General features: G+C 47.2%; 23 protein-coding genes. 17 read left to right on the top strand and 6 right to left on the bottom strand.

All coding sequences use genetic code 11. The features are described from left to right. Positions 1-259 precede the first annotated feature (259 nt). The 4 genes from hepT to HP570_RS18155 all read left to right on the top strand — a co-directional run bounded on the left by hepT (position 260) and on the right by HP570_RS18155 (position 3950). The gene (gene hepT, locus HP570_RS18170) at positions 260-694 is read left to right on the top strand and encodes a type VII toxin-antitoxin system HepT family RNase toxin (RefSeq protein WP_064201372.1); all 435 of its coding nucleotides are present in this window, start codon (positions 260-262) and stop codon (positions 692-694) included. 111 nt (positions 695-805) lie between these two features. Then, complete coding sequence (locus HP570_RS18165) at positions 806-1435, top strand: helix-turn-helix transcriptional regulator (RefSeq protein WP_064201373.1); 630 nt, start codon at positions 806-808, stop codon at positions 1433-1435. A gap of 336 nt (positions 1436-1771) precedes the next feature. Next, positions 1772-3013 carry a DUF4073 domain-containing protein gene (locus tag HP570_RS18160; RefSeq protein WP_173626649.1) on the top strand — a complete coding sequence of 414 codons (1242 nt, stop codon included), beginning with the start codon at positions 1772-1774 and terminating at the stop codon, positions 3011-3013. A 157-nt stretch (positions 3014-3170) separates the two neighbouring features. Further along, positions 3171-3950 carry a TIGR01457 family HAD-type hydrolase gene (locus HP570_RS18155; RefSeq protein WP_173626648.1) on the top strand — a complete coding sequence of 260 codons (780 nt, stop codon included), beginning with the start codon at positions 3171-3173 and terminating at the stop codon, positions 3948-3950. On the opposite strand, the gene HP570_RS18150 is transcribed toward HP570_RS18155, so the two are convergent. Further along, positions 3945-4460, bottom strand: a complete 516-nt coding sequence (locus tag HP570_RS18150) for a phosphatidylglycerophosphatase A family protein (protein ID WP_173626647.1) — start codon at positions 4458-4460, stop codon at positions 3945-3947. The two genes, HP570_RS18155 and HP570_RS18150, sit on opposite strands and share 6 nt — an antisense overlap. A 120-nt stretch (positions 4461-4580) precedes the next feature. On the opposite strand from HP570_RS18150, the gene HP570_RS18145 reads away from it, so the two are divergent. The 3 genes from HP570_RS18145 to HP570_RS18135 are packed head-to-tail and all read left to right on the top strand — an operon-like array spanning position 4581 to position 7499. Next, positions 4581-5666, top strand: coding sequence for a protein kinase family protein (locus HP570_RS18145; protein WP_142497085.1), 1086 nt, complete (start codon positions 4581-4583; stop codon positions 5664-5666). After that, a complete protein-coding gene (locus HP570_RS18140) occupies positions 5623-6582 on the top strand; it encodes a 2-hydroxyacid dehydrogenase (protein WP_173626646.1) in 960 nt (319 codons plus the stop codon). The genes HP570_RS18145 and HP570_RS18140 overlap by 44 nt, the downstream gene beginning before the upstream one ends. Then, positions 6579-7499, top strand: coding sequence for an alpha/beta hydrolase (locus HP570_RS18135; protein ID WP_173626645.1), 921 nt, complete (start codon positions 6579-6581; stop codon positions 7497-7499). Before HP570_RS18140 ends, HP570_RS18135 begins: the two co-directional genes overlap by 4 nt. A gap of 51 nt (positions 7500-7550) precedes the next feature. Here HP570_RS18135 and HP570_RS18130 read toward each other — a convergent pair whose 3' ends face one another. Beyond that, positions 7551-7778, bottom strand: a complete 228-nt coding sequence (locus tag HP570_RS18130) for a NifU family protein (protein ID WP_007715787.1) — start codon at positions 7776-7778, stop codon at positions 7551-7553. Between the two features lie 195 nt (positions 7779-7973). Between HP570_RS18130 and HP570_RS18125 the strand changes: the two genes are divergently transcribed. The 8 genes from HP570_RS18125 to HP570_RS18090 all read left to right on the top strand — a co-directional run bounded on the left by HP570_RS18125 (position 7974) and on the right by HP570_RS18090 (position 15031). Next, entirely contained in the window at positions 7974-8897 is a 924-nt protein-coding gene (locus HP570_RS18125) for a PLP-dependent cysteine synthase family protein (protein WP_015893023.1), read from the top strand. Position 8898: 1 nt separating this feature from the next. After that, complete coding sequence (locus HP570_RS18120) at positions 8899-10032, top strand: bifunctional cystathionine gamma-lyase/homocysteine desulfhydrase (RefSeq protein ID WP_064201381.1); 1134 nt, start codon at positions 8899-8901, stop codon at positions 10030-10032. Between the two features lie 29 nt (positions 10033-10061). Beyond that, complete coding sequence (locus tag HP570_RS18115; protein ID WP_015893021.1) at positions 10062-10397, top strand: YuzD family protein; 336 nt, start codon at positions 10062-10064, stop codon at positions 10395-10397. A gap of 136 nt (positions 10398-10533) precedes the next feature. Further along, a complete protein-coding gene (locus tag HP570_RS18110; protein ID WP_173626644.1) occupies positions 10534-11745 on the top strand; it encodes a hypothetical protein in 1212 nt (403 codons plus the stop codon). A 115-nt stretch (positions 11746-11860) separates the two neighbouring features. After that, entirely contained in the window at positions 11861-12754 is an 894-nt protein-coding gene (locus tag HP570_RS18105; protein ID WP_173626643.1) for a hypothetical protein, read from the top strand. A gap of 144 nt (positions 12755-12898) precedes the next feature. Further along, entirely contained in the window at positions 12899-13240 is a 342-nt protein-coding gene (locus HP570_RS18100) for a hypothetical protein (RefSeq protein WP_173626642.1), read from the top strand. 111 nt (positions 13241-13351) lie between these two features. Beyond that, positions 13352-14257: an ATP-grasp domain-containing protein gene (locus tag HP570_RS18095; RefSeq protein ID WP_173626641.1), complete on the top strand. Its 906-nt coding sequence runs from the start codon at positions 13352-13354 to the stop codon at positions 14255-14257. A gap of 15 nt (positions 14258-14272) precedes the next feature. Continuing rightward, complete coding sequence (locus tag HP570_RS18090) at positions 14273-15031, top strand: carbon-nitrogen hydrolase family protein (RefSeq protein ID WP_041749615.1); 759 nt, start codon at positions 14273-14275, stop codon at positions 15029-15031. A 70-nt stretch (positions 15032-15101) separates the two neighbouring features. Here HP570_RS18090 and HP570_RS18085 read toward each other — a convergent pair whose 3' ends face one another. From HP570_RS18085 to HP570_RS18075, 3 genes are all read right to left on the bottom strand, one after another. Then, positions 15102-15962: an MBL fold metallo-hydrolase gene (locus HP570_RS18085; RefSeq protein WP_173626640.1), complete on the bottom strand. Its 861-nt coding sequence runs from the start codon at positions 15960-15962 to the stop codon at positions 15102-15104. Between the two features lie 82 nt (positions 15963-16044). Then, positions 16045-16515, bottom strand: a complete 471-nt coding sequence (locus HP570_RS18080) for an NUDIX hydrolase (protein WP_173626639.1) — start codon at positions 16513-16515, stop codon at positions 16045-16047. A gap of 78 nt (positions 16516-16593) precedes the next feature. Next, positions 16594-17661 carry an NAD(P)/FAD-dependent oxidoreductase gene (locus HP570_RS18075; protein ID WP_015893012.1) on the bottom strand — a complete coding sequence of 356 codons (1068 nt, stop codon included), beginning with the start codon at positions 17659-17661 and terminating at the stop codon, positions 16594-16596. 173 nt (positions 17662-17834) lie between these two features. Between HP570_RS18075 and HP570_RS18070 the strand changes: the two genes are divergently transcribed. After that, positions 17835-18098 carry a DUF1450 domain-containing protein gene (locus HP570_RS18070; protein WP_015893011.1) on the top strand — a complete coding sequence of 88 codons (264 nt, stop codon included), beginning with the start codon at positions 17835-17837 and terminating at the stop codon, positions 18096-18098. A 103-nt stretch (positions 18099-18201) separates the two neighbouring features. Here HP570_RS18070 and mqnE read toward each other — a convergent pair whose 3' ends face one another. Next, positions 18202-19305 (bottom strand): aminofutalosine synthase MqnE, encoded by a 1104-nt coding sequence (gene mqnE / locus HP570_RS18065; protein WP_015893009.1) that lies wholly within the window; start codon positions 19303-19305, stop codon positions 18202-18204. A 381-nt stretch (positions 19306-19686) separates the two neighbouring features. On the opposite strand from mqnE, the gene HP570_RS18060 reads away from it, so the two are divergent. Then, complete coding sequence (locus HP570_RS18060) at positions 19687-19908, top strand: aspartyl-phosphate phosphatase Spo0E family protein (RefSeq protein WP_041749614.1); 222 nt, start codon at positions 19687-19689, stop codon at positions 19906-19908. The last annotated feature ends 99 nt before the right edge of the window (positions 19909-20007 follow it).

Genomic DNA, 20007 nt, shown 5'->3' with positions numbered 1-20007 from the left:
ATGAGCACCGGACTTTGAAAGGTGAACGCCACTTTCGATGTCGAATAATCCCCCGGTACAACTACGTGATCAAAAGACGAACACGATTCGTGACAGGTCGTACAAATTTGGTATACTGAGGGATGAAAAGAGGTGAAACCGGTGAGCAATTCCTATTTGCAGGAAGGGGAATTGGTGCTTCTCGTCCTGGTGCTAACATTTGTGTTTACTGTTTACTACTCAAAACGCAAATCAAAAAAGCGAAAGTAAGGAGAAATATATGTACGACGTGAATACAAAACGAATCGACCAAGTATTGGAACATATGTCTCGTATGCTGGATCTGTTGGACAAGCTCAGTGAACGAGGAGCCAAAGAGGTTTTGGCAGATGAAGTAGCTGTTGCTGCGATGGAGCGAGCCCTGCACTTGTCTATCGAAGGAATAGTGGATGTGGGAAATGCGCTGATCGACGGATTCATTATGCGAGATCCAGGAAGCTACAGCGACATCGTGGAAATTTTGCGGGATGAGCAAGTTATCACGGATGAACAGGCTTTGATCCTGACACGTGTAACTGATTTCCGCAAGCATCTGGTCAATGATTATACAAGTGTGCCGATCAATGAGATGTACAGCCTGGTAGAAGAAGCGACCAGTACTATTCGTCAGTTTGAGCCACAGGTAAGAGCCTTCTTGAAAAAAGAACTTTTTTAAAAAATCGTTTTTAGTCTATCGCCATGTAGCGGATATTTTATACAAAAGACTTTCGTTTGTTTACTAAAACGTCTTCATCCACTACAATAGGTAGAAAGGACGGTGATACGTATGACAAACGAAGGAACGTCCACTCGTGATCAAATCCTGCACATGCTCAAGGTCAAAGGCTCACTCCCTGTCAGCGACATGGCCGTCGAGCTGGGGATTACTGAAATGGCGGTACGGCGTCATTTGAACACCCTGGAGAGAGATAATTTGATCAAGTCTACGCTTGTTCGCCAAGCGATGGGACGCCCAACGAATGTTTATTCATTGTCGCAGGAAGCAGACGAACTGTTCCCGCGCAATTATTCTCATTTGACATTAGATTTTTTACAAGACATAAAGGAAATCGACGGTTTGTCCAAAATAGAAATGCTATTTAGACGCCGCGAGAATCGCTTGGAGGAGACTTATCGCTCCTACATGCAAGGCGACCTGGAAAATCGTGTAGCCAAGTTGGCCGAGCTGCAAAACGATAAAGGCTACATGGTGGAATGGGAAAAGGACGAAAACGGAGACGGCTATCGGATTCAAGAGTTCAATTGCCCAATCTCGCAAGTAGCCCGTGAATTCAACCAAGCGTGTAGCTGTGAGCTTTCCTTGTTCCGTCGGGTTTTGAAAGCCAATGTGGAGCAAACCACGTGCATGGCAAAAGGCGGAGACAAATGCGTGTTTCACATCAAGGAAGCGAAATAAAATAGCTATAACGACAGTCCACTCGAATCGGGTGGATTTTTTCTTTTGTTTACAACCGGCTTTTCTATATAAGAACGTAAGAACGATGCAGGCACAGGATTCAGTTAAAGTCCTGTGTCTTTTTTCTATAATCAGGCAGGTATTAAGTACCTTTTTTTCTCCATTCTAGCAATCTTAATGTTGGTTTAACGTTTTCTTTATGTTGGACATTTACTATTTATGGTGTAAAAGAGCAACTAAACACACAGAAAAGCAATAGAAAGGTGGAATGATATCAGGAAAACATTGGTAGAACGGATGGGCGTCGTGACGAAAACAGATGAGGAGAGATCCGTAATGAAAAAAATGGTATCAAGTATAGCTGCTTCTGCCATCTTGTTGGGTGGAATCCTGCCAGTCGTTGATTTTGCTCATGCAAAAGACAAAATTCCTGAGAAAAAGATGACGATGACATTTGACGTGATCAGTGATATCCAGGGAGACCTCCGAGATTTTAGTCACGTTTTGCAAGACATCAATGAGGAAAATCCAAAATCCAAAGCGCTGATCATTAACGGTGATATTACTCCTCGCGGTTACGATTTTGAATATCAAGCCGTGCAAGATGTGCTCGATAAAAATCCTCATCCCGAAAACGTGTGGTCCAGCATCGGCAATCATGAGTTTTATGTGCCGAAGTGGAAGAATCCCCAAACGCTTGCACAAAGTTCATGGCCAAACGGCACAACGGAAGAAGAACTGTTCGATAACTTTTACCAATTCAGTGGAGAAGACAAAGTCTATCACCAAAAGGAAATGGATGGATATCCCTTCCTTTTCCTCGGCACAGAAAAATACATGAAATACCACGATCCAAAATTGTGGGATGAAGTTTACATGAGCGACGAGCAACTGGATTGGCTGAAAGATAATCTGAAGCGTTATAGCAAGAAGGACAAGAATAAGCCCATTTTTGTATTCTCCCACCATGTGCTTCCAGACAGTATCTCGGGCTCCAGACAAAGTCCATACACGAACGATTACCTGGATGTGGACAAGCTTCTCGACATCTTGAAAGACTATCCGCAAGTTGTTTTCTTTTCGAGCCACACCCATTGGGACCTAAACCTGCCGGATTGGGCAGGCAAAAAGAAAGTCAAAGGCGGAGACAAACGCGGCTTTACCGTCGTAAACACGGCAGGCATTGAAACGGGATGGATGTCAGCAGGTCCAGACGGGGGCGAAAAAGTCACGCCGGATGGAGGAGCTTTCAAGCAAGGACTGCGCTTGCAGGTGTACGGTAATGATGTCGTCATCCAAGCGTATGACTACCAACACGACAAAGTAATTAAGCAGCTCAGCATCCGTTATGGAAAAATCGAGCAGTTGCCGCCGGATGTACAGGCGGATGATGAGAATAATGTGCTTGTGAACGCGACGGAATACATGGAGTACGCAGTTGGCAAGCAAAAAAACTGGAAGGATTATGATCCCGAAGATCCACCGACATTTCCAGGATACCAGAACGTGTATGTCCGTCATAAAGGGGAAATGAACCTGGAAGCCGGCACGCCAGTCATGGTCAAATTCAAGAAATAACGACATTGTGAATAAGAGGGCCGATCGGGTCCTAAACAAAAAGCAGGAAGCGGTGGATGCCGTTTCCTGTTTTTTGCGATAGGAAGGAGGAAGGATTACACTAAGAGGGGAGAGCCTGTTCAATCGGCTTACGACAACAGATGGGAGATGGAACAACGTGAAACCATATAAAGGCTATTTGCTTGATCTGGATGGGACGATTTATCGGGGAAAAGAAGCGATTCCGGGCGCAGCAGCATTCATCACCCACTTGAAAACTCATCAAATTCCGTATTTGTTCCTGACAAACAATTCTTCAGCCTCTGCACAGCACGTCGCAGAACGGCTGGTAGCAATGGGCATAGAAGCACAGGCTCGGGACGTGTATACCACGAGCATGGCGACCGCTACCTATTTACAAGAGCATGCACCAGCGGGAACACGCGTTTACGTGATTGGAGAGGCGGGTTTGCATGATCAGCTGACGGATGCAGGCTATGTAATCACCGAAGAAGATCCGGCTTATGTCATAGTCGGGATTGATCGTGCTTTTACGTATGAAAAGCTGGCGATCGCCGCACGCGCTATCCGTGCAGGAGCAACTTTTCTCGCTACAAATGCAGATGCTGCCCTGCCGACAGATGCTGGTCTGTTCCCTGGCAATGGTTCACTGGTGGCAGCCGTCTCCGTTGCATCCGCGACCAAACCAATCGTGATTGGCAAACCAGAGTCCATTATCGTCCGGTACGCACTAGATCAGCTTGGTACTGCTGCGGCTGACACGCTGATCGTCGGGGACAATTTATATACGGACATTGAGGCAGGTGCCAACAGCGGCTTGGACAGCTTGCTTGTTTTGACAGGCTATTCCACGCGCGAAGAAGCAGAACAGCATCATGCTGCTCCTACCCATATTGCGGAGGATTTGCCGGAATGGCAGCAGCGAATCTCACTATGATTCAGGGCATTCTTCCTGCTGCTTCTGGCGGTGGGCAATGCGGCTGGAGGCGGCGGCTGCGACCGCACCAACAAGATCGTCCAAAAAAGTATGGACACCATTACGCTTGTCGTTGAGATCGGCGAGTTTGCCGTGCTTCAGCTTGTCTACATAACCGAAGTTGGTGAATCCGATGCTTCCGTACAGGTTGACGATGGCGAGGGCGAGTACCTCGTCTATGCCGTATAGCGGCTCGTCTGTTTCAATAATCGCCTGGAGCGGGGGAAGCAGCTGCTTTTGTTCAGCGAGGATATCGAGCTGAATCCCGGTCAGCAACGCGTTTTGGACTTCGCGTTTTTTCAAGACGGACGACACACTGTCGAGACACATGTCCAAGGTGATGTCCGGGATATATTTTGACTGTAGGAACATGACAATTTCAGCAATGTCGTTCATGCTGACTCCTCGTTTTTCCAACAGCTCAAGAACGAAATCTAGACAACTCTCACTATTTAGTGGATGCTCACTCATGCTTGTCGCTCCTCCTTTTCGGCATGAATGCATCTAGTATCTGCATACAGATAGGCACCTATCCCGATCTACCGACATACAATGCCAGAAGAGCAGTATGCAAGGAGGGTGAACAACTGTATGGAAGAAAAAGAGCTTCTTCAGGAGAAGTACGGTTTTGAACTCCAGGGATATCGTACGACGGGGGCAAGCAAGGTACTGGAAACCGATCGAGGCCTTTACTACATGTTCGAGGCGCCAGCCGGATATAAATACAAAAGCAAATTTATTGAGAAAGTAAAACAGCATTTGAGTCAACAGCAAAACATTCGCTTGTTAAAGCTGGTGAACACAACAAGCGGGCAGGCTCACATCGTTGATGATGAGCAGCTATACTATTTATACAGAGGCGTGCGAGAGGCGGTTCCTGAAAATCCCTATTATGCCGGTGGGCAGTCGCTCGCAAAGTTCCATCTGGCCACGAGTGATTTTTCATCTGACAAGATGTTTATCCCCTACAGTTCACTTGGCAACTGGCCGAGCACGTGGCACAAAAAGCTGCGGAATTTTAATGAGTACCGGGATGCAATGGATGAGGAGAATGTAGAGCTCGCGCCAATGGATGAATATTTGTTGACCTGCTTCACGTACATTACTCAGCTCGGGGAATTGTCCGTTCAATATTTGTTGGATGCTGGTTACGATAAAGTCGTGAAGGAAACTGCTAGTCTCGGGAAAGTAGCCTACCAAAATTTTGATCAAGGGTATATGCTATGGAAAGAGAAGGATGTACGTCTAATGGCAGGCGAATGGAACTGGGTTCTTGATATGCGTACGCGAGATGTGGGGCAGTGGATCAAAGCCGAGACAAAGCGAAATGGCTGGAATGAAGAGGCTGTGTCCAGCTTTCTCGACGGCTACAACAGCGTCTCTGCTCTGCTGCCAGCTGAATATGCCGTGATTTATGCGCTCATGCTCTACCCAGGCAGGTTTTTGAAGCTCGTGGAGACTTATATGGAGTTGCCGGTAGAGGAGCGCCAAGAAGTCAACATTCAAGCATGGCAAACGCAGTTGGAAGACGAGCTAACCAAAATGGAAGACGGACTTCGAAAGTACCCGCTATTCATTGCTGAGCGTTATGACGTATCCATTCCACAAATTGATTGGTTGTGGAGGAAAAAAGATGATCAAGCAACAAGTTTTCGTTACGAGGAAACTCAATCCTGAAGTGATCGCGATGCTTGAAAAAGTAGCCGAGGTCGAGCAATGGACAAAAAATGCGCCGATCCCGCGTGAATTATTGCTGGAAAAGATTAAACATGTAGATGCCGTCTTGACTATGCTGACAGAACGAGTGGACGAAGAATTTTTGACGAGTACAAAACGACTCCGTATCGTGGCGAACATGGCGGTCGGTTACGACAATATCGATTTGGAAGCGTGCAGACGACACGAGGTCATCGTAACCAACACGCCAGATGTCCTGACAGAGTCTACTGCCGATTTGGCTTTCGCTTTATTGATGGCGACAGGCCGCCGATTGACGGAAGCCAACCGATTTTTATTGCAGGGAGAATGGACAGCGTGGAGTCCGACCCTCATGGCTGGGCAAAATGTATATGGTTCGACTATAGGGATTATCGGGATGGGGCGAATTGGGGAAGCTGTGGCGAGACGCGCCAAAGGATTTGGCATGCGAATCCTGTATCACAACCGGAAGCGCAAACCGCAGGCTGAGCAAGAGACAGGAGCACAGTATGCTGATTTGGCGGAGCTTCTGCAAGCGTCCGATTACGTCGTTCTGCTTACACCGTTGACAGAGGACACACGCATGTTAATGGGGGAAAAACAGTTTTCGCTCATGAAAGAAACCGCTGTTTTCATCAATGTTTCTCGTGGTGGGACAGTCGATGAGTCCGCACTGTATCAGGCGTTGGTAGATAAAAAAATTTGGGCGGCCGGACTGGACGTTTTTGCGGTCGAGCCAGTCCCGATGGATAACCCGCTCTTGCAACAGCCGAATGTAGTCGCATTGCCACATATCGGTAGTGCAACTGTACAAACAAGGGCGGAGATGGCGAGGTTGGCTGCTGTTAATATCGTAGAGGTGCTCAGTGGAAGGGGACCACTGACTGCCGTATGAACACGTTCTTTGTTTTGATTACGGGACTCTTCGTGCTGCTCTTGATTGCAGCAGTAGCCGTTTCGTTTCACGTAACCTGGCGCTTGACGCATCCTGTAAGAAAACCGATTCACATGGAACCCCGAGAGTTTGGAATTGAACAGGTGGAGCCCGTTGTTTTTCCGAGCAGAGAAACAAAGATTTCGTTGGCTGGATGGTACGTGTCGGCAGAAAAAAATGGGCAGGCTTCGAATGGAAGTACGCTGATCTTTGCTCACGGGTATAGTCAAAACAGATTAGAGCCACATCTGCCAGCGTTGTCTCTGGCTGCAAGACTGGTTCAGGCTGGGTTTGATGTATTGATGTTCGATTTTCGCAATGCAGGGGAGTCCAGCAAAGCACTGACTACGATTGGTCTTCGAGAACAGCAAGACCTCCTTGGGGCCATCGATTTTGCAGCAGCGAAGAAGCCGGAGCACAGACTTGGTCTCGTCGGATTTTCCATGGGGGCGGCAACCTCTTTGATGGTTGGCGGAGTGGATGAACGCGTTACAGCGATTGTAGCAGATTCACCGTTCTATTCCTTACGTGAGTACTTGGCTGAGAACTTGCCGCAGTGGACGGGCCTGCCCCGATTTCCATTCAACTGGCTCATCCTTACCTTGTGTCCTGTTTTACTAGGAGCCAACCCGCGAGACGTCAATCCGTATCAGGCAGTCCAGCAAGCGAATAAGCCGATTCTTTTTATACACGGGACAGGCGATACGACGATCCCACTGGTTAACAGCGAACGACTTTTTGAGCTGACCCAAGACGAAGATTCCGAGATTTGGATCGTACCGCGAGCGGGTCACGTCCGTAGCTATGCGTTAGTTCCTGAGGAGTACGGGAAGCGCATGATTGCCTTTTTGGAAAAAGGAATGAATAAGGGGAAATGAAAAAAGCAGCTACGCATTTGCTGTAGCTGCTTTCATGTCGATGTGACTGGATTAGAATACTTGTTGAACTTCTTTGATGCCTGGGATTTCTTCCACCAGTGCACGCTCGATTCCTGCTTTCAGGGTGATGGTAGAGGAAGGGCAGCTACCGCAAGCACCCATCAGGCGCAGCTTCACGATGCCATCTTCTACATCAACGAGTTGTACGTCTCCGCCGTCACGTTGCAGGTAAGGACGCAGTTTATCGAGAACTTCTTGTACTTGATCCATGATATCCATGTTACATTCACTCCTTTCCAACCTCTCCTTTATTATAATCATACCATGGTGAGAAATCCATGGCTTACATGCCCTGTTGACACTTTAAAGTTCAGCTGGCATACCGAAGTTTAGTAGCATGGACTTTTTGTAATCTTTGCATGTTATAATGAAAAAGAAAGAAGCAAGTACTTCAATATAAGGAGTCAGATCTTCGTGAACGTATTTCGCAATGTGAAGGAACTGATTGGTAATACGCCGATCGTCGAAATTACTCAATTTGAGCTTCCAGAGGGTGTCCGCTTGTTCGCCAAGCTGGAGTATTTTAACCCAGGAGGCAGCGTAAAAGACAGACTCGGCATAGAGTTGATTCGTGCCGCTGAGGAAAACGGCCAATTGGCCCCAGGTGGTACCATTATTGAACCGACAGCAGGTAATACAGGAATTGGTGTAGCGCTGGCCGCTGTAGGAACAGGTTATAAAGTCATCTTCTGCGTACCAGCGAAGTTTTCCGAGGAAAAGCAAGAGCTGATGCGCGCCCTTGGAGCAGAAGTCGTCAATACACCAACAGAGCTAGGGATTAAGGGTGCAATCGCAAAGGCAAAAGAACTCGCAGAATCCATTCCAGGTGCTTTTGTTCCACAGCAATTTGCTAACCCGGCGAATCCAGACGCACACTACAAAACAACAGGTCCAGAAATTTGGAGTCAAATGGACGGACAAGTAAACGTATTTGTGGCAGGTGCTGGTTCTGGCGGTACTTTTATGGGTGCAGCTCGCTACTTGAAGGAACAAAACCCAAACGTAAAAACGGTCATTGTCGAGCCAGAAGGTTCCATCTTGAATGGGGGAGAATCCGGCCCGCATAAAACAGAAGGGATCGGCATGGAGTTCTTACCTCCATTCATGGATACGAGCTACTTTAATGCCATTCACACGATTCTCGATGTGGAAGCCTTCGATCTGGTCAAGCAGCTGGCTGCGAAGGAAGGCTTGCTCGTAGGTAGTTCTTCAGGTGCAGCTATGGCAGCGGCACTGCGCGAAGCAAGAGAAGCAGCTCCAGGGACAAATATCGTTACACTGTTTGCCGACGGCAGCGAACGTTATCTAAGCAAGAAAATTTACCAGGGGGGAATTTAAGATGCGCATCAAAACTCGTCTGATCCACGGCGGAATCGATGGAGATCCACATACAGGAGCCGTATCCGTTCCAATTTACCAGGTAAGTACGTATAAACAGGAAGCCATTGGCGTCCACAAGGGCTTCGAATACTCCCGTACCGGGAATCCGACCCGTCACGCATTGGAAACATACATCGCAGAAATCGAAGGCGGCGCACGCGGCTTTGCATTTGGTTCTGGGATGGCGGCACTGTCTACCATCCTCTCGATGTTCAACAAAGGCGATCATCTCGTAGTAGGGGACGATGTATACGGTGGTACTTACCGCGTCGTTACACGTGTATTCTCCCGTATGGGTCTGGAAGCAACCTACGTAGATACGAGTGATCTGGCAGCAGTAGAGGCGGCAATTCGCCCGGAAACCAAAGCAATCATTATGGAAACACCGACAAACCCGCTGCTGAAAGTAAGCGATATCAGCGCGTTGGCAGGAATCGCGAAAGCGAAAGGCGTGCTGCTCGTAGTAGACAACACGTTCATGACGCCATACTGGCAAAATCCGCTGGATCTCGGTGCTGACATCGTGTTCCATAGCGCAACGAAATATTTGGGCGGACACAGCGACGTAGTAGCTGGTCTGGTTGTAGCAAAAGATGCGCAAGTGGGCGAAGACCTCCATTTTGTGCAAAATGCAATTGGCGGCGTGCTTGGACCACAAGATTCTTGGCTCTTGCTGCGCGGTATGAAGACGCTGGGAATTCGGATGGAAGAGCATGAACACAACGCTCGTACGCTCGCAAAATGGCTCTCTGAGCGCAGCGACATCAAACGCGTCATTTATCCTGGTCTGACCAGCCATTCCGGTCATGAGCTGATTCAAAAGCAAGCGCGTGGCTTCGGTGGCATGATTTCCTTCGACGTAGGTAGCGCAGAGCGTGCTGACGAAGTGTTGGCAAAGGTAAAATACTACACGCTGGCAGAATCGCTGGGTGCAGTGGAGAGCTTGATCAGCGTACCTGCACGCATGACACATGCTTCTATCCCGGCAGAGCGCCGTGCTGAGCTGGGTATTACAGATGGCCTGGTGCGCATCTCTGTTGGTATTGAAGATGTTCAGGACTTGATCGAGGACCTCGACCAAGCATTGTCCTAAGCTAGCTGACCCGGGGGAGGGCGGATATAGTGACTGTCGATATCAAGGTTTTTGGGACAGAGCAATTGTGCGCAAGCTGCGTCAATTTGCCATCTGCAAAGGAAACAGCCGAATGGCTGGAGGCGGCACTCTCTCGCAAGTATGGGAGTGACAGCATCCGCATCGTTTATAGCGACTTTCAACAGCCGCAGACAGACGATGACAAAAGCTGGGCGAATCGCATTATCGAGGAAGATTTATGGTATCCGCTTGTCGTAATTTCCGGGGAAATTGTCGGTGAGGGAAATCCGAAATTAAAGGATATTTATGAAAAGCTGGAGAGCATGGGCGTGCAGCCGATTGCTTCGACAGCAGAAGCCGAATAAACGCATAGAGGGAACGACAATCACTTTTTAAAGCGACCAGATGCATGAGCCTGGTCGCTTTTTTCAATCTGTCCGAAACCGAACAGTTCATTTTTACGTCTAACTAACAATATTGATAGCGAAGGGTGTTTTTGGTATGGGTGGAAAAACAATACTGAGTGGTGTGCTAATTTGTACGCTGTGTTTTACGGGGATACTGGCTCCTACTACCACTCAAAATATCGCAGAAGCAGAATCTGATTACATGATTACATACGAGCTTCCGCCGAATCCAGAAAAGTACTTGTTTTCGAAAAGACAGGAAGTATCGATTGCGAATCCACAACCGATACCTTTTGGACTACGTCCTTATTCTTCTAATGACTATATAAATGACATGCACGTTAAAAGCGATGAATTTCAAACCTCTAAAAAAGGCTTTCTATGGAATGTCTATTACTTTATCGGAGTACTCCCTCCAGCATATCCCACAGACGTCAATATGGAAGACCTGGACCGACAGATCGACAATGGAAAGGACTTTTCGGATGAGGGGGTAAAATTGCGCGAAGCCCGTGCGCAAATCGAAATGAACGCTCGTATGCAACCACTCGTTCAGGTTGGGTACGTCATGTCAAACGAGATTGACGATGGAATAGCGACAAAGGAATTCGTCGCTACGGTACTTTATCGCATGTTTGGGAAGACCCGACCCTATCATGGTGGAATTGACCTGAAGGATTCGGAGAATGTTGCCGTTCGCTGGGCTGTTGAGGTAGGGGTGCCTGGTTTTGTAGTAAACAAAGAAAAGTATATTGACCCGCAGACACTACTTACTATGAACCTTGATCCGCATACACTACTTAGTATGAACCCTGGTCCGGAACCATACGTGGATTCTAGTACGTATGATGACTTGTTTTATTTTATTACGCTTATTATGCCGGGGAAAAAGACGGACTCGGGATGGGAGTATTATCAAGTGGAGCTGAATGAAAGCATGCTGTCCGACTACGCGGCACAGTTCATCCTGTTGAATGGAGATCCGTATTTGAGTTATCGAAATTACGCACTTCATGGAACAGCCGAATACAAAAATGCAGCGAGAAGCATCCGTGAATGGATGATCCCGCGATTCCCTCAGATACTCGATCTAGCACGCAAGGATGCGAAGAAGCCCCGCGTATGGGACTGGAGCCGTGATCTGATCCACCATCCGAAGTTTGCCAAGCAAGTAGCTGCCTATCGCAAGAATAAAAGCAGCAAAAACGTAGATGCCGTCTATCATGCGGTCAGAGAGCATTACAATCTGAACATCCGTCAAGACTCGTCAGCCATAATCAAAAGTGTGCTGGATAACGTCAAGTAACGTGCTGTTTACTTTTTGTATATCATTCGTAAACATTCTGTAACGAAATAGAGCAGGCTTCGTCCTATAGTAGTAAATGTAACCAATAACTTACCATCTAGTGGAGGCCATAACGATGAATAAAAAATGGATGAAGCCTGTTACATATTTGCTGCTTGCAGGAGTTGTAGGCGTAGCTGGATTTTCTGCAATGAATACACAAGTAGCTCACGCAGATTCGGAAAAAGGAAAGCTGTTCTCTGCCGCAGCTGAATTGAAGCTCGCGAAAAACACCTATGTGATCGATCAAAAAACGGCTGACGTGAATGGCGATAAGAAGGATGACGTCGTATACCTGATTGGCGAAAAAGAAAAAGCGGATGACATCTATTCCTCCAATATGAACATCGTAGTGAAAGACGGAAAATCCGGCGCGTATAGCCAAACGAATATCAAAGAGCTGGGCGGCTATGAAGGCGAGCTGACCCTCGTTGACTTCACCGGTGACCATGTTGCGGATGCCTTCGTGAAAACAGCGACTGGCGGAAGCGGCGGTGTTTACAGCCACGTAATCGCTACCTTTGAAAACAATAAGCCAGCCGTGATTTTTGGTGAAAAGGAAAACGAAGGAATTCGTTACGAGGGGAAATTCGTAGATGGCTTTAAAGTAGAGGGCAAAGGCTCCCACCTGGATAAGCCGCTGACGCTTGATGTGAGTGCCAACCAAGATGTATACGTAGCTGCCAAGCTGTATGACAAGGCAGGAAAAGTACAGCCAACAGAAGATGCTGTTTCTGTATTCTCGTATCCATTCGGTTCTTTGACGCCAGTCGATATGGATGCGAACGGTACATTTGAGCTCGTAGGGGAGCAACGACTTGTAGGTATGAACAACACAGATACTGTTTCCCGCATCAACTCCGTTTGGGGCTACCAAGGGGAAGGCAAATGGAATCCATGGGAAGTAGAGTACTCTACTTTCTTGAAAAAGCACCCAGGTGAAGCGATCAACACCATGATTGAAAAGTAATAATAGTAGAGCTTGATCCGCAGCCTCCTTTTCATGACAGTAATGAAAAAGGAGGCTGTTTTTCGTTGCCAGCGAATGGTTCTAGCAACCGACTTTTTCTCATATGGATTTTGGGTACAGGGGTAACCAAAGGAGGAAGAGCGGATGGACCAACCGATTGCTCGCTATTACGAGTTAAAGGAAATTCAAAAACAGCTAGAGGAAGAATTGAACGAGCTGCGGAGTAAACTAATTGAAGCTTACAGCGAAGCCGGCAGCGCAGAGGAAGGCGAATACAAGCTGCAGATATCTTATCAGGAGAGGCGAGAATACAACGATGATCTCCTTTACAACGCCTTGCCAGATCCTTCGCTTTGGCGCCTCATGTCGAAGGCCGATATCGGGAAAATTTCGAGTTTGCTCAAGCTGAATGTCATTCAAGAGAAGATACTGGTAGACACCTTTGAACCGAAAAAAGTACCTGTTTTACGTGTCCAAAAGCGATAAGCCAGCAAAATGAGGGAACTGTCAGGATTAGTCTTGACGGTTTTTTACGTTCAAACAATTATCTTGTATAATGGGATGGTATTGCCAATTTTTGAGAGGAGGATCGTGCAGATGAAAGTCTTATTTTGCAATCAGCCATTTCAAGAAAACAAAGTCGATGAAACCTACGAATATGAGTATACGTGCGCAAAACAACTCGGCTTGGATATTCATCTGATCAGCATGGAACAACTGATATACCAGGACAACCCGTTAGCAGCTGTGAAACAAATCCAACCCTCTCCTGAAAAAGTATTGGCTATCTACAGGGGATGGATGCTAAAACCGTTCCTGTACCAAAAATTATACGACGCCCTGCTAGCCAAAAATATAGAGTTAATCAATACACCCGAGAAGTACGTGCATTGTCATTACCTGCCTGAATCTTATGAGGTCATCAAAGATTTTACCCCGCTGTCAGTCTGGCTGCACAAAGAAGAGATAGACGCGTCATTTGAAAACGTGTATCGGATATTAAATAGATTTGGACAGGCTCCGATCATGATCAAAGATTATGTGAAATCTCGAAAACACGATTGGAATGAGGCGTGCTATATTCCCGATGCTTCCGATAAAGAAAAGGTACAGCAAGTGACCAGCCGATTTTTGGAGCTGCAACAGGATGAGCTGAATGAGGGAGTCGTCTTTCGAGAATTTGTAAAGCTTCAGTTTTTGACCCATCACTCGCAGAGCAACATGCCATTGTCCCAGGAATATCGCGTTTTCTTTTTGGATGGCGAACCCATGTACATGGCAAATTACTGGGAGGAAGGACAATATGATGATACGCCGCCAGACCTCCAGCCATTTTTAGAGGTAGCGAAAAAAATCAAGAGTCGCTTTTTTACTATGGATATCGCCAAGCTGGAAAATGGCTCATGGACCATCCTCGAGCTAGGGGATGCACAGGTGTCGGCTCTGCCTGAACAGGCTGATAGATGTGAATTTTTCACGAGGTTAAAAAGAAATTTTCTATAGAAAGAAGGATTTCCCATGAAAATAGGCCTGGCTCAGACGAGGTTCCCCCAATCAGCGGCGGAGGGGCTTGCAATCATTAAGGAGCAGATGATAAATGCTGCGCAAAACAATTGCGATCTGATTTGCTTTCCTGAATCGATGATTCCGGGGCTGCGCGGTGTTGGCTATGAAGTGGAAGCATACGATCATGAGGTACAACGGAGAGCTTTGGAAGAGATTCGTGCTCTGGCGAAGGAACGCCAGCTCGCCGTCATTTTACCGATGGAATGGAAGGATGAGCGCGGCTATCGTCTAGTCGCCTTTGTGGTGGGGAAACAGGGAGAAGATCTTGGGTTGCAAATAAAAAATCAGATCGACCCAGATGAGGATCAGTTTGACTATATTCCGGGTGAAGGGCGGCAAATGTTTACGATAGAGGATGTGGCGTTTGGCATTGTCATTTGCCATGAAGGATGGCGATATCCAGAGACGGTACGGTGGGCGGCACGCCGTGGAGCGAGCATTGTTTTCCATCCGATGTTTACAGGGGAGGTCAGCAATCCCGATTTTTACAACGGGGCGATGGTTTGCCGAAGCTTGGAAAACAATATCTACTTCGCCAGCGTGAACTACGCGATTCCGAATCAACAGGTGACGACGGCTTTGATCTCACCGACCGGGGAACGGCTGTGTGTGGCGGCTTCAGGGGTCGAGGAGCTGCTTGTGTTAGAGATTGATCCTGCGAAAGCAACGCGATTATTGGCCCAGCGATTCCAACCCGGGTTGGTTGAATAGGAAAAGGTATCTTCTAACCAACCATAAAAAGCTGACGTCCAACCATCCCGACGTCAGCTTTTTTGCCAGTCTACAACTCCTTGTCCACATATCGCCCATACTTGGGGACAGCTACCTGATCAAACTCCGCAACCAATTGGACCAATCCATCGGCTAACTCCTCGCCATACATAGGCTGACCGTGACCAGTGATTGCATACGCAGGGGCGAGATTGGCAAGCTTTTCGACGGATTGTCGAGCTGCCTGCCAATCAGTTGTCAAATAAACTGGGGGACCGGTCAGTTGCTTTTGCTGAGTCACGACTTGATACAATGAGTCCTGTTTTACCGTAACAAAAGCGTCCCCTGCGAGGAGAGTTCTGTCTTCATCACGAAAGAAGGAAATGTGCCCGGGGGAATGTCCGGGTGTATGTATCCAGCGCCATCCAGGCATTCCAGGAACACTCCCGTCTTCGGGCAAAGGATGAACATGGCTTCCCAAATCGATTGGTTCATTTGGAAACAACGGGGATATCTTCGCAAGCAGCCCGCCCTCAACCGTTCCATCTGGCTCCGGATAGTATGTTTGGCCTGTCAAATAAGGGATTTCAAGCGAATGGGCATAAACGGGCACCCTCCACGTTTTTACGAGCTCGATGACTGCCCCGACATGATCGAAATGACCGTGAGTGAGCAGGATGGCTCTCGGCTTGGCATCCTCACCAAAGCGCTCCTGGGCAATCCCGATGATTTGTTCCGCTGATTGTGGCATCCCCGCATCTACCAGAACCCATGATTTTGCATCTCCGACCAGGGCGATGTTCACAATTTGAATGGTGTAGCATTCTACATCTGGTCTGACTGTCTCTTCGACGCCACTTCGAAAGGAAGTCATCGGCATGTAATTGTCGGCCAGCGTATCTTTCATATCCTCATATGTGTTGGGTTCCACTAAAAAACCTCCAAGCTGGTTATTCCGGTCTACGATATTATGTGGGTTTCGCTCGGAGATTATCATTGGTACGTTTTTTGAATTATTTGACGATGGGTCCCATAAGCCCTTCCGCCCAATCCAATATAAACGCTGCCTGACCGGGATTAAGTGTTTGCGGGAGGTTGTCCCGTGTAAAGAACGTATGCTCAGAGCTCTCAGGGCCCTCTTGTTTGAGTTCCCCATGAAACGAGGTTACTCGAAAGATGATTTGAACACTGAACACCTTGTCGCCGTTCGGGTATTCTCTACAACCCGAGGGGCCGGAATATATCCCAAACAGCTCTGGCGCCTCAATGATCAGATTGGTTTCTTCTTCTACTTCACGAAATAGTGTCTCTACAAAGGTTTCCCCGATTTCCATCAAACCTCCAGGTAGACACCAGTTGTTCTGGTCTTTACGCCTTTGCAGCAAAATACGTCCAAGCTCGTCCTCGATGATCGCTCCACAGCCTACAGTTATCAGCCGTTCTTGCCCGATCAAACGGCGCATTGTTTGAATATAATCATTCATCTGGAAAAATCACCCTCCTAATCCTTTGATTATACAAAAAGAAAACCTGTTAGACCATCCGGTCAACAGGCTTGTTTGCTATCCCATATGCTTTTTGTACATCCATAGCTGACCGCTCTTGATGACACGAGCCATCTGACCAACCAGAGACATTTTCCCCATGCTGGCAAAGCCTTCCTTTTTGCCGAGGGAACCGAGGAAGCCCTTATGCTTGAGAGCAGGCAATGAAGCTGGATACTCCTCACCTTTGATGTCTTTTTTCAACATCAAGGCAATTTGTTCGCCTTGGATCTCAGCTGTTTGCGCGCTCGGCGCGATGATGGTGCTTGCACAGTCACCTACTACATACACGTTCGTATGTGATGGGATTTGATGGTACTGATTGAGTTTGGCGCGTCCGATGTTGTCTGTTTCGATCGGCAGAGAGCGCACGATTTTGTTCGCTTGAATACCTGCTGTCCATACGATTACATCACTTTCAACAGGCTGGTTGTGGTTGTACACGATCCCTTGCTCGATGCCAGTGACATTCGCCATGGAAACAAGCTGTACATCGTGCTCAATGAACCATTGAGATGCATATTCCTGAAGCTTTTTCGGGAATGGGCTCAAAATGCTTTGACCGCGGTCGATGATGCGCACATTCAGGTCGGGACGGCTCTCGCGCAGCTCAGCAGCCATTTCCACTCCGGAAAGACCACCGCCCACAACGCTAACCGTGCCGTATGGGTTCACATTATTGATTGCCATGTATGTGTTGCGAGTAGCTCCCATGGTTTGAATCGAACAAGTAAATTGATCAGCACCAGGGATATCATGGTAACGATCCTCACAACCCAATCCGATTACAAGCCAATCGTAGGAGAGGGTGTCCCCGTCAGCAAAATTGACGACCTGCTCGTCCATTTCCACGCCAGCAATTTCACCGTATTTGACGGTCAGACGCGGATCGTTTGGAAAAGTAACACGCAGGTGAGATTCCGGTGTAGTACCTGCCGCCAGAGCGTAATACTCTGTTTTCAAGCCATGAAACGGCATACGGTCTACGAGGGTTATAAACACGTCATCTGGTAAATCAGGGGACAGGACTCGCTCAATAATACGAAGACCCCCGTATCCTCCTCCAAGGATCACAAGTCGTTTCATAGAAGGTCTAGTCCTTTCTTCTGTCCGTTTTTTACAGCACCCACTCTATTTTTAGTCTCTTTCACTAAAAATGCAAGCAGAATCTTTTTCCCGTTTTCTCCGCTGGATTTTTATCAAAGTCGCGGTACAATAAAGTACGTGATGATGTCGAAATAATCGGTAGGTGACAATAGATGAAACCACTAGTAGAATTTTGCGCGAGCAATGTTTCCTCTTATACGCAATCCGTCGTGGATGCATTGGAAAATGATCCAGATCTGGATGTGGACGTACTCGAGTACGGCTGTCTGGGGTATTGCGGTGAATGCTACATGGAGCCATTCGCGCTTGTAAATGGCAGCTTGGTACAAGCTCCAACAGCCGATGAATTACTGGTGAAAATCAAGAATAAATTACGGGAGGAAGAAGAGCTGCTGGATGCAGATTTTCCTCTGTAGATTGTTCTCTTAGGATGTTCATTGGGGAGCATGATCAACCGCGCACGTATCAAAATAGTAAAGCTGATGCCCAAGTGATCTGGAGCATCAGCTTTTTTTTGGATTAATGTTCTTTGATCACGTTGTAGAAGGTATCGCGTTCCAGAGCGCGTTTTCCTGCGCCTTTGATCAACCAAACCAATTCATCTACTGTCAGGGCTTGCTGGGTAAGTGCACCGGCTGAGTGGCTGATGCGTTCCTCGATCAAGGTTCCGTGAGCATCGGAAATTCCCATTTGCAGAGAAAGCTGTGTGAGTTGGGTACCGATGTTGATGAAGTATGCTTTGATATGCTGGAAGTTATCGAGCATCAGACGGCTGATTGCCATTGTTTTCAAATCATCAATGGCAGAGTTACGGCGTTTGATACCTGCTGTTGCTTTGATCGGTTGAACAGCCAATGGAATAAATACCATGAAGCCGTTTGTGTCATCTTGCAGCTCGCGTAGGCGGAGCATGTGGATCACGCGCTCTTCTAATGTCTCGATGGAGCCGTACAGCATGGTGGTATGTGTTTTCAAGCCCAACTCATGAGCCGTGCGGTGTACTTGCAGGTACATGTCTGTACTTGCTTTTTCCGGGCTCATTTTCATCCGATAGCGCTCAGTCAAAATTTCAGCGCCACCACCAGTAAGGCTTTGAAGACCAGCCTTCATCAGCTCTTGCAAAACCTCGCGGATGGAGAGACCGGAAATGCGGGAGAAGAACTCAATCTCTGCACCTGTATACGATTTAATCGTCACATCCGGGTACGCTTTTCTCAAGGTACGAAGGGTGTCGAGGTAGTATTCAAATGGCTTGTGCTGGTTATGTCCGCCAACGATATGAAATTCACGGATACCCGGATGGAAGCGCGTTTCTACATAATGAAGCAACTCTTCCATGCTCATCGTGTAGGCACCTTCATCCCCTTCATCGCGGCGGAAGCCACAGAATTTGCAATGAGCTTCACATACGTTGGTTGGGTTGATGTACAGATTTTGCAAAAAGTAAACGTTATCCTGATTCTTGCGATAGTTAACAACGTTAGCCAATTGTCCAATCGTCAAAAGATCGTTGGAATTAAAAAGGGTGACACCGTCTTCCAAGGTAAGTCTTTCGCCATGCATAACTTTTTCAGCGATTCCGGCGAGAGCTTTGTCTTGTATGGCAATCGTTTCAAGCGCCATTCCAAACACTTCCTTTCAAAGTCAATGGTTCTTAGATGAAAGAGCTTTAATCCAGTCCTACCCAATCGATATTCGTTCCATGGGAGTGGAAAGCTCTTAGGAATAAAGTGAATCTCGGGCAACAAGAGCACCTATATTATAAACCTCTTGGTAAGTACGAACAATATCATAAGTTCTCCAACTCTACACTTGGCTCCTTCTCACCCCATTTTCCCACTCGATTGGTCATGAAAAGCCGTTATTTCTTTGTGTGAAATATTGTAAAAAACTAACAAATATCGGCATTAAATGGGGAAAGTAGGAATTTTTCGTTTGCGAAATTCTAGCTGTTCTTGTAAAATATAGTAAGAAAGCCTGATCTATTATTAGGAGGAGCTTCAAATGCGGGACGTTTTGCTCGAGAAAATCGAACTCCTTCGACAGCGTATGGTAAATATGGGGTTAGAGTTTGGGTTAGATCATCCAGATGTCCTAGAATACAGTATACAAATTGATCAACTACACAACGAACTGAACCAGATCGATCATAGTCTGTCTAAGGCAGAGAACCGGAAGAAATCGTATAGATTTTATTTAATGGAAAACAATGCACATTTTGCATAGGAAGGGGAAACCCTTCTTTTTTATTTGGAAAGAGAGAATGAGCTCGTAAAGTGCAGGGGAAGCTTGTGGGAAGAAGCGTTTCTTAGTAAACTGAATATA

Origin of the sequence: Brevibacillus sp. RS1.1, from assembly GCF_013284365.1 — a bacterium.
In the GTDB taxonomy this organism is placed as follows: Bacteria; Bacillota; Bacilli; order Brevibacillales; family Brevibacillaceae; genus Brevibacillus; species Brevibacillus brevis_D.
This window is presented reverse-complemented; position numbering and strand designations above follow the sequence as displayed.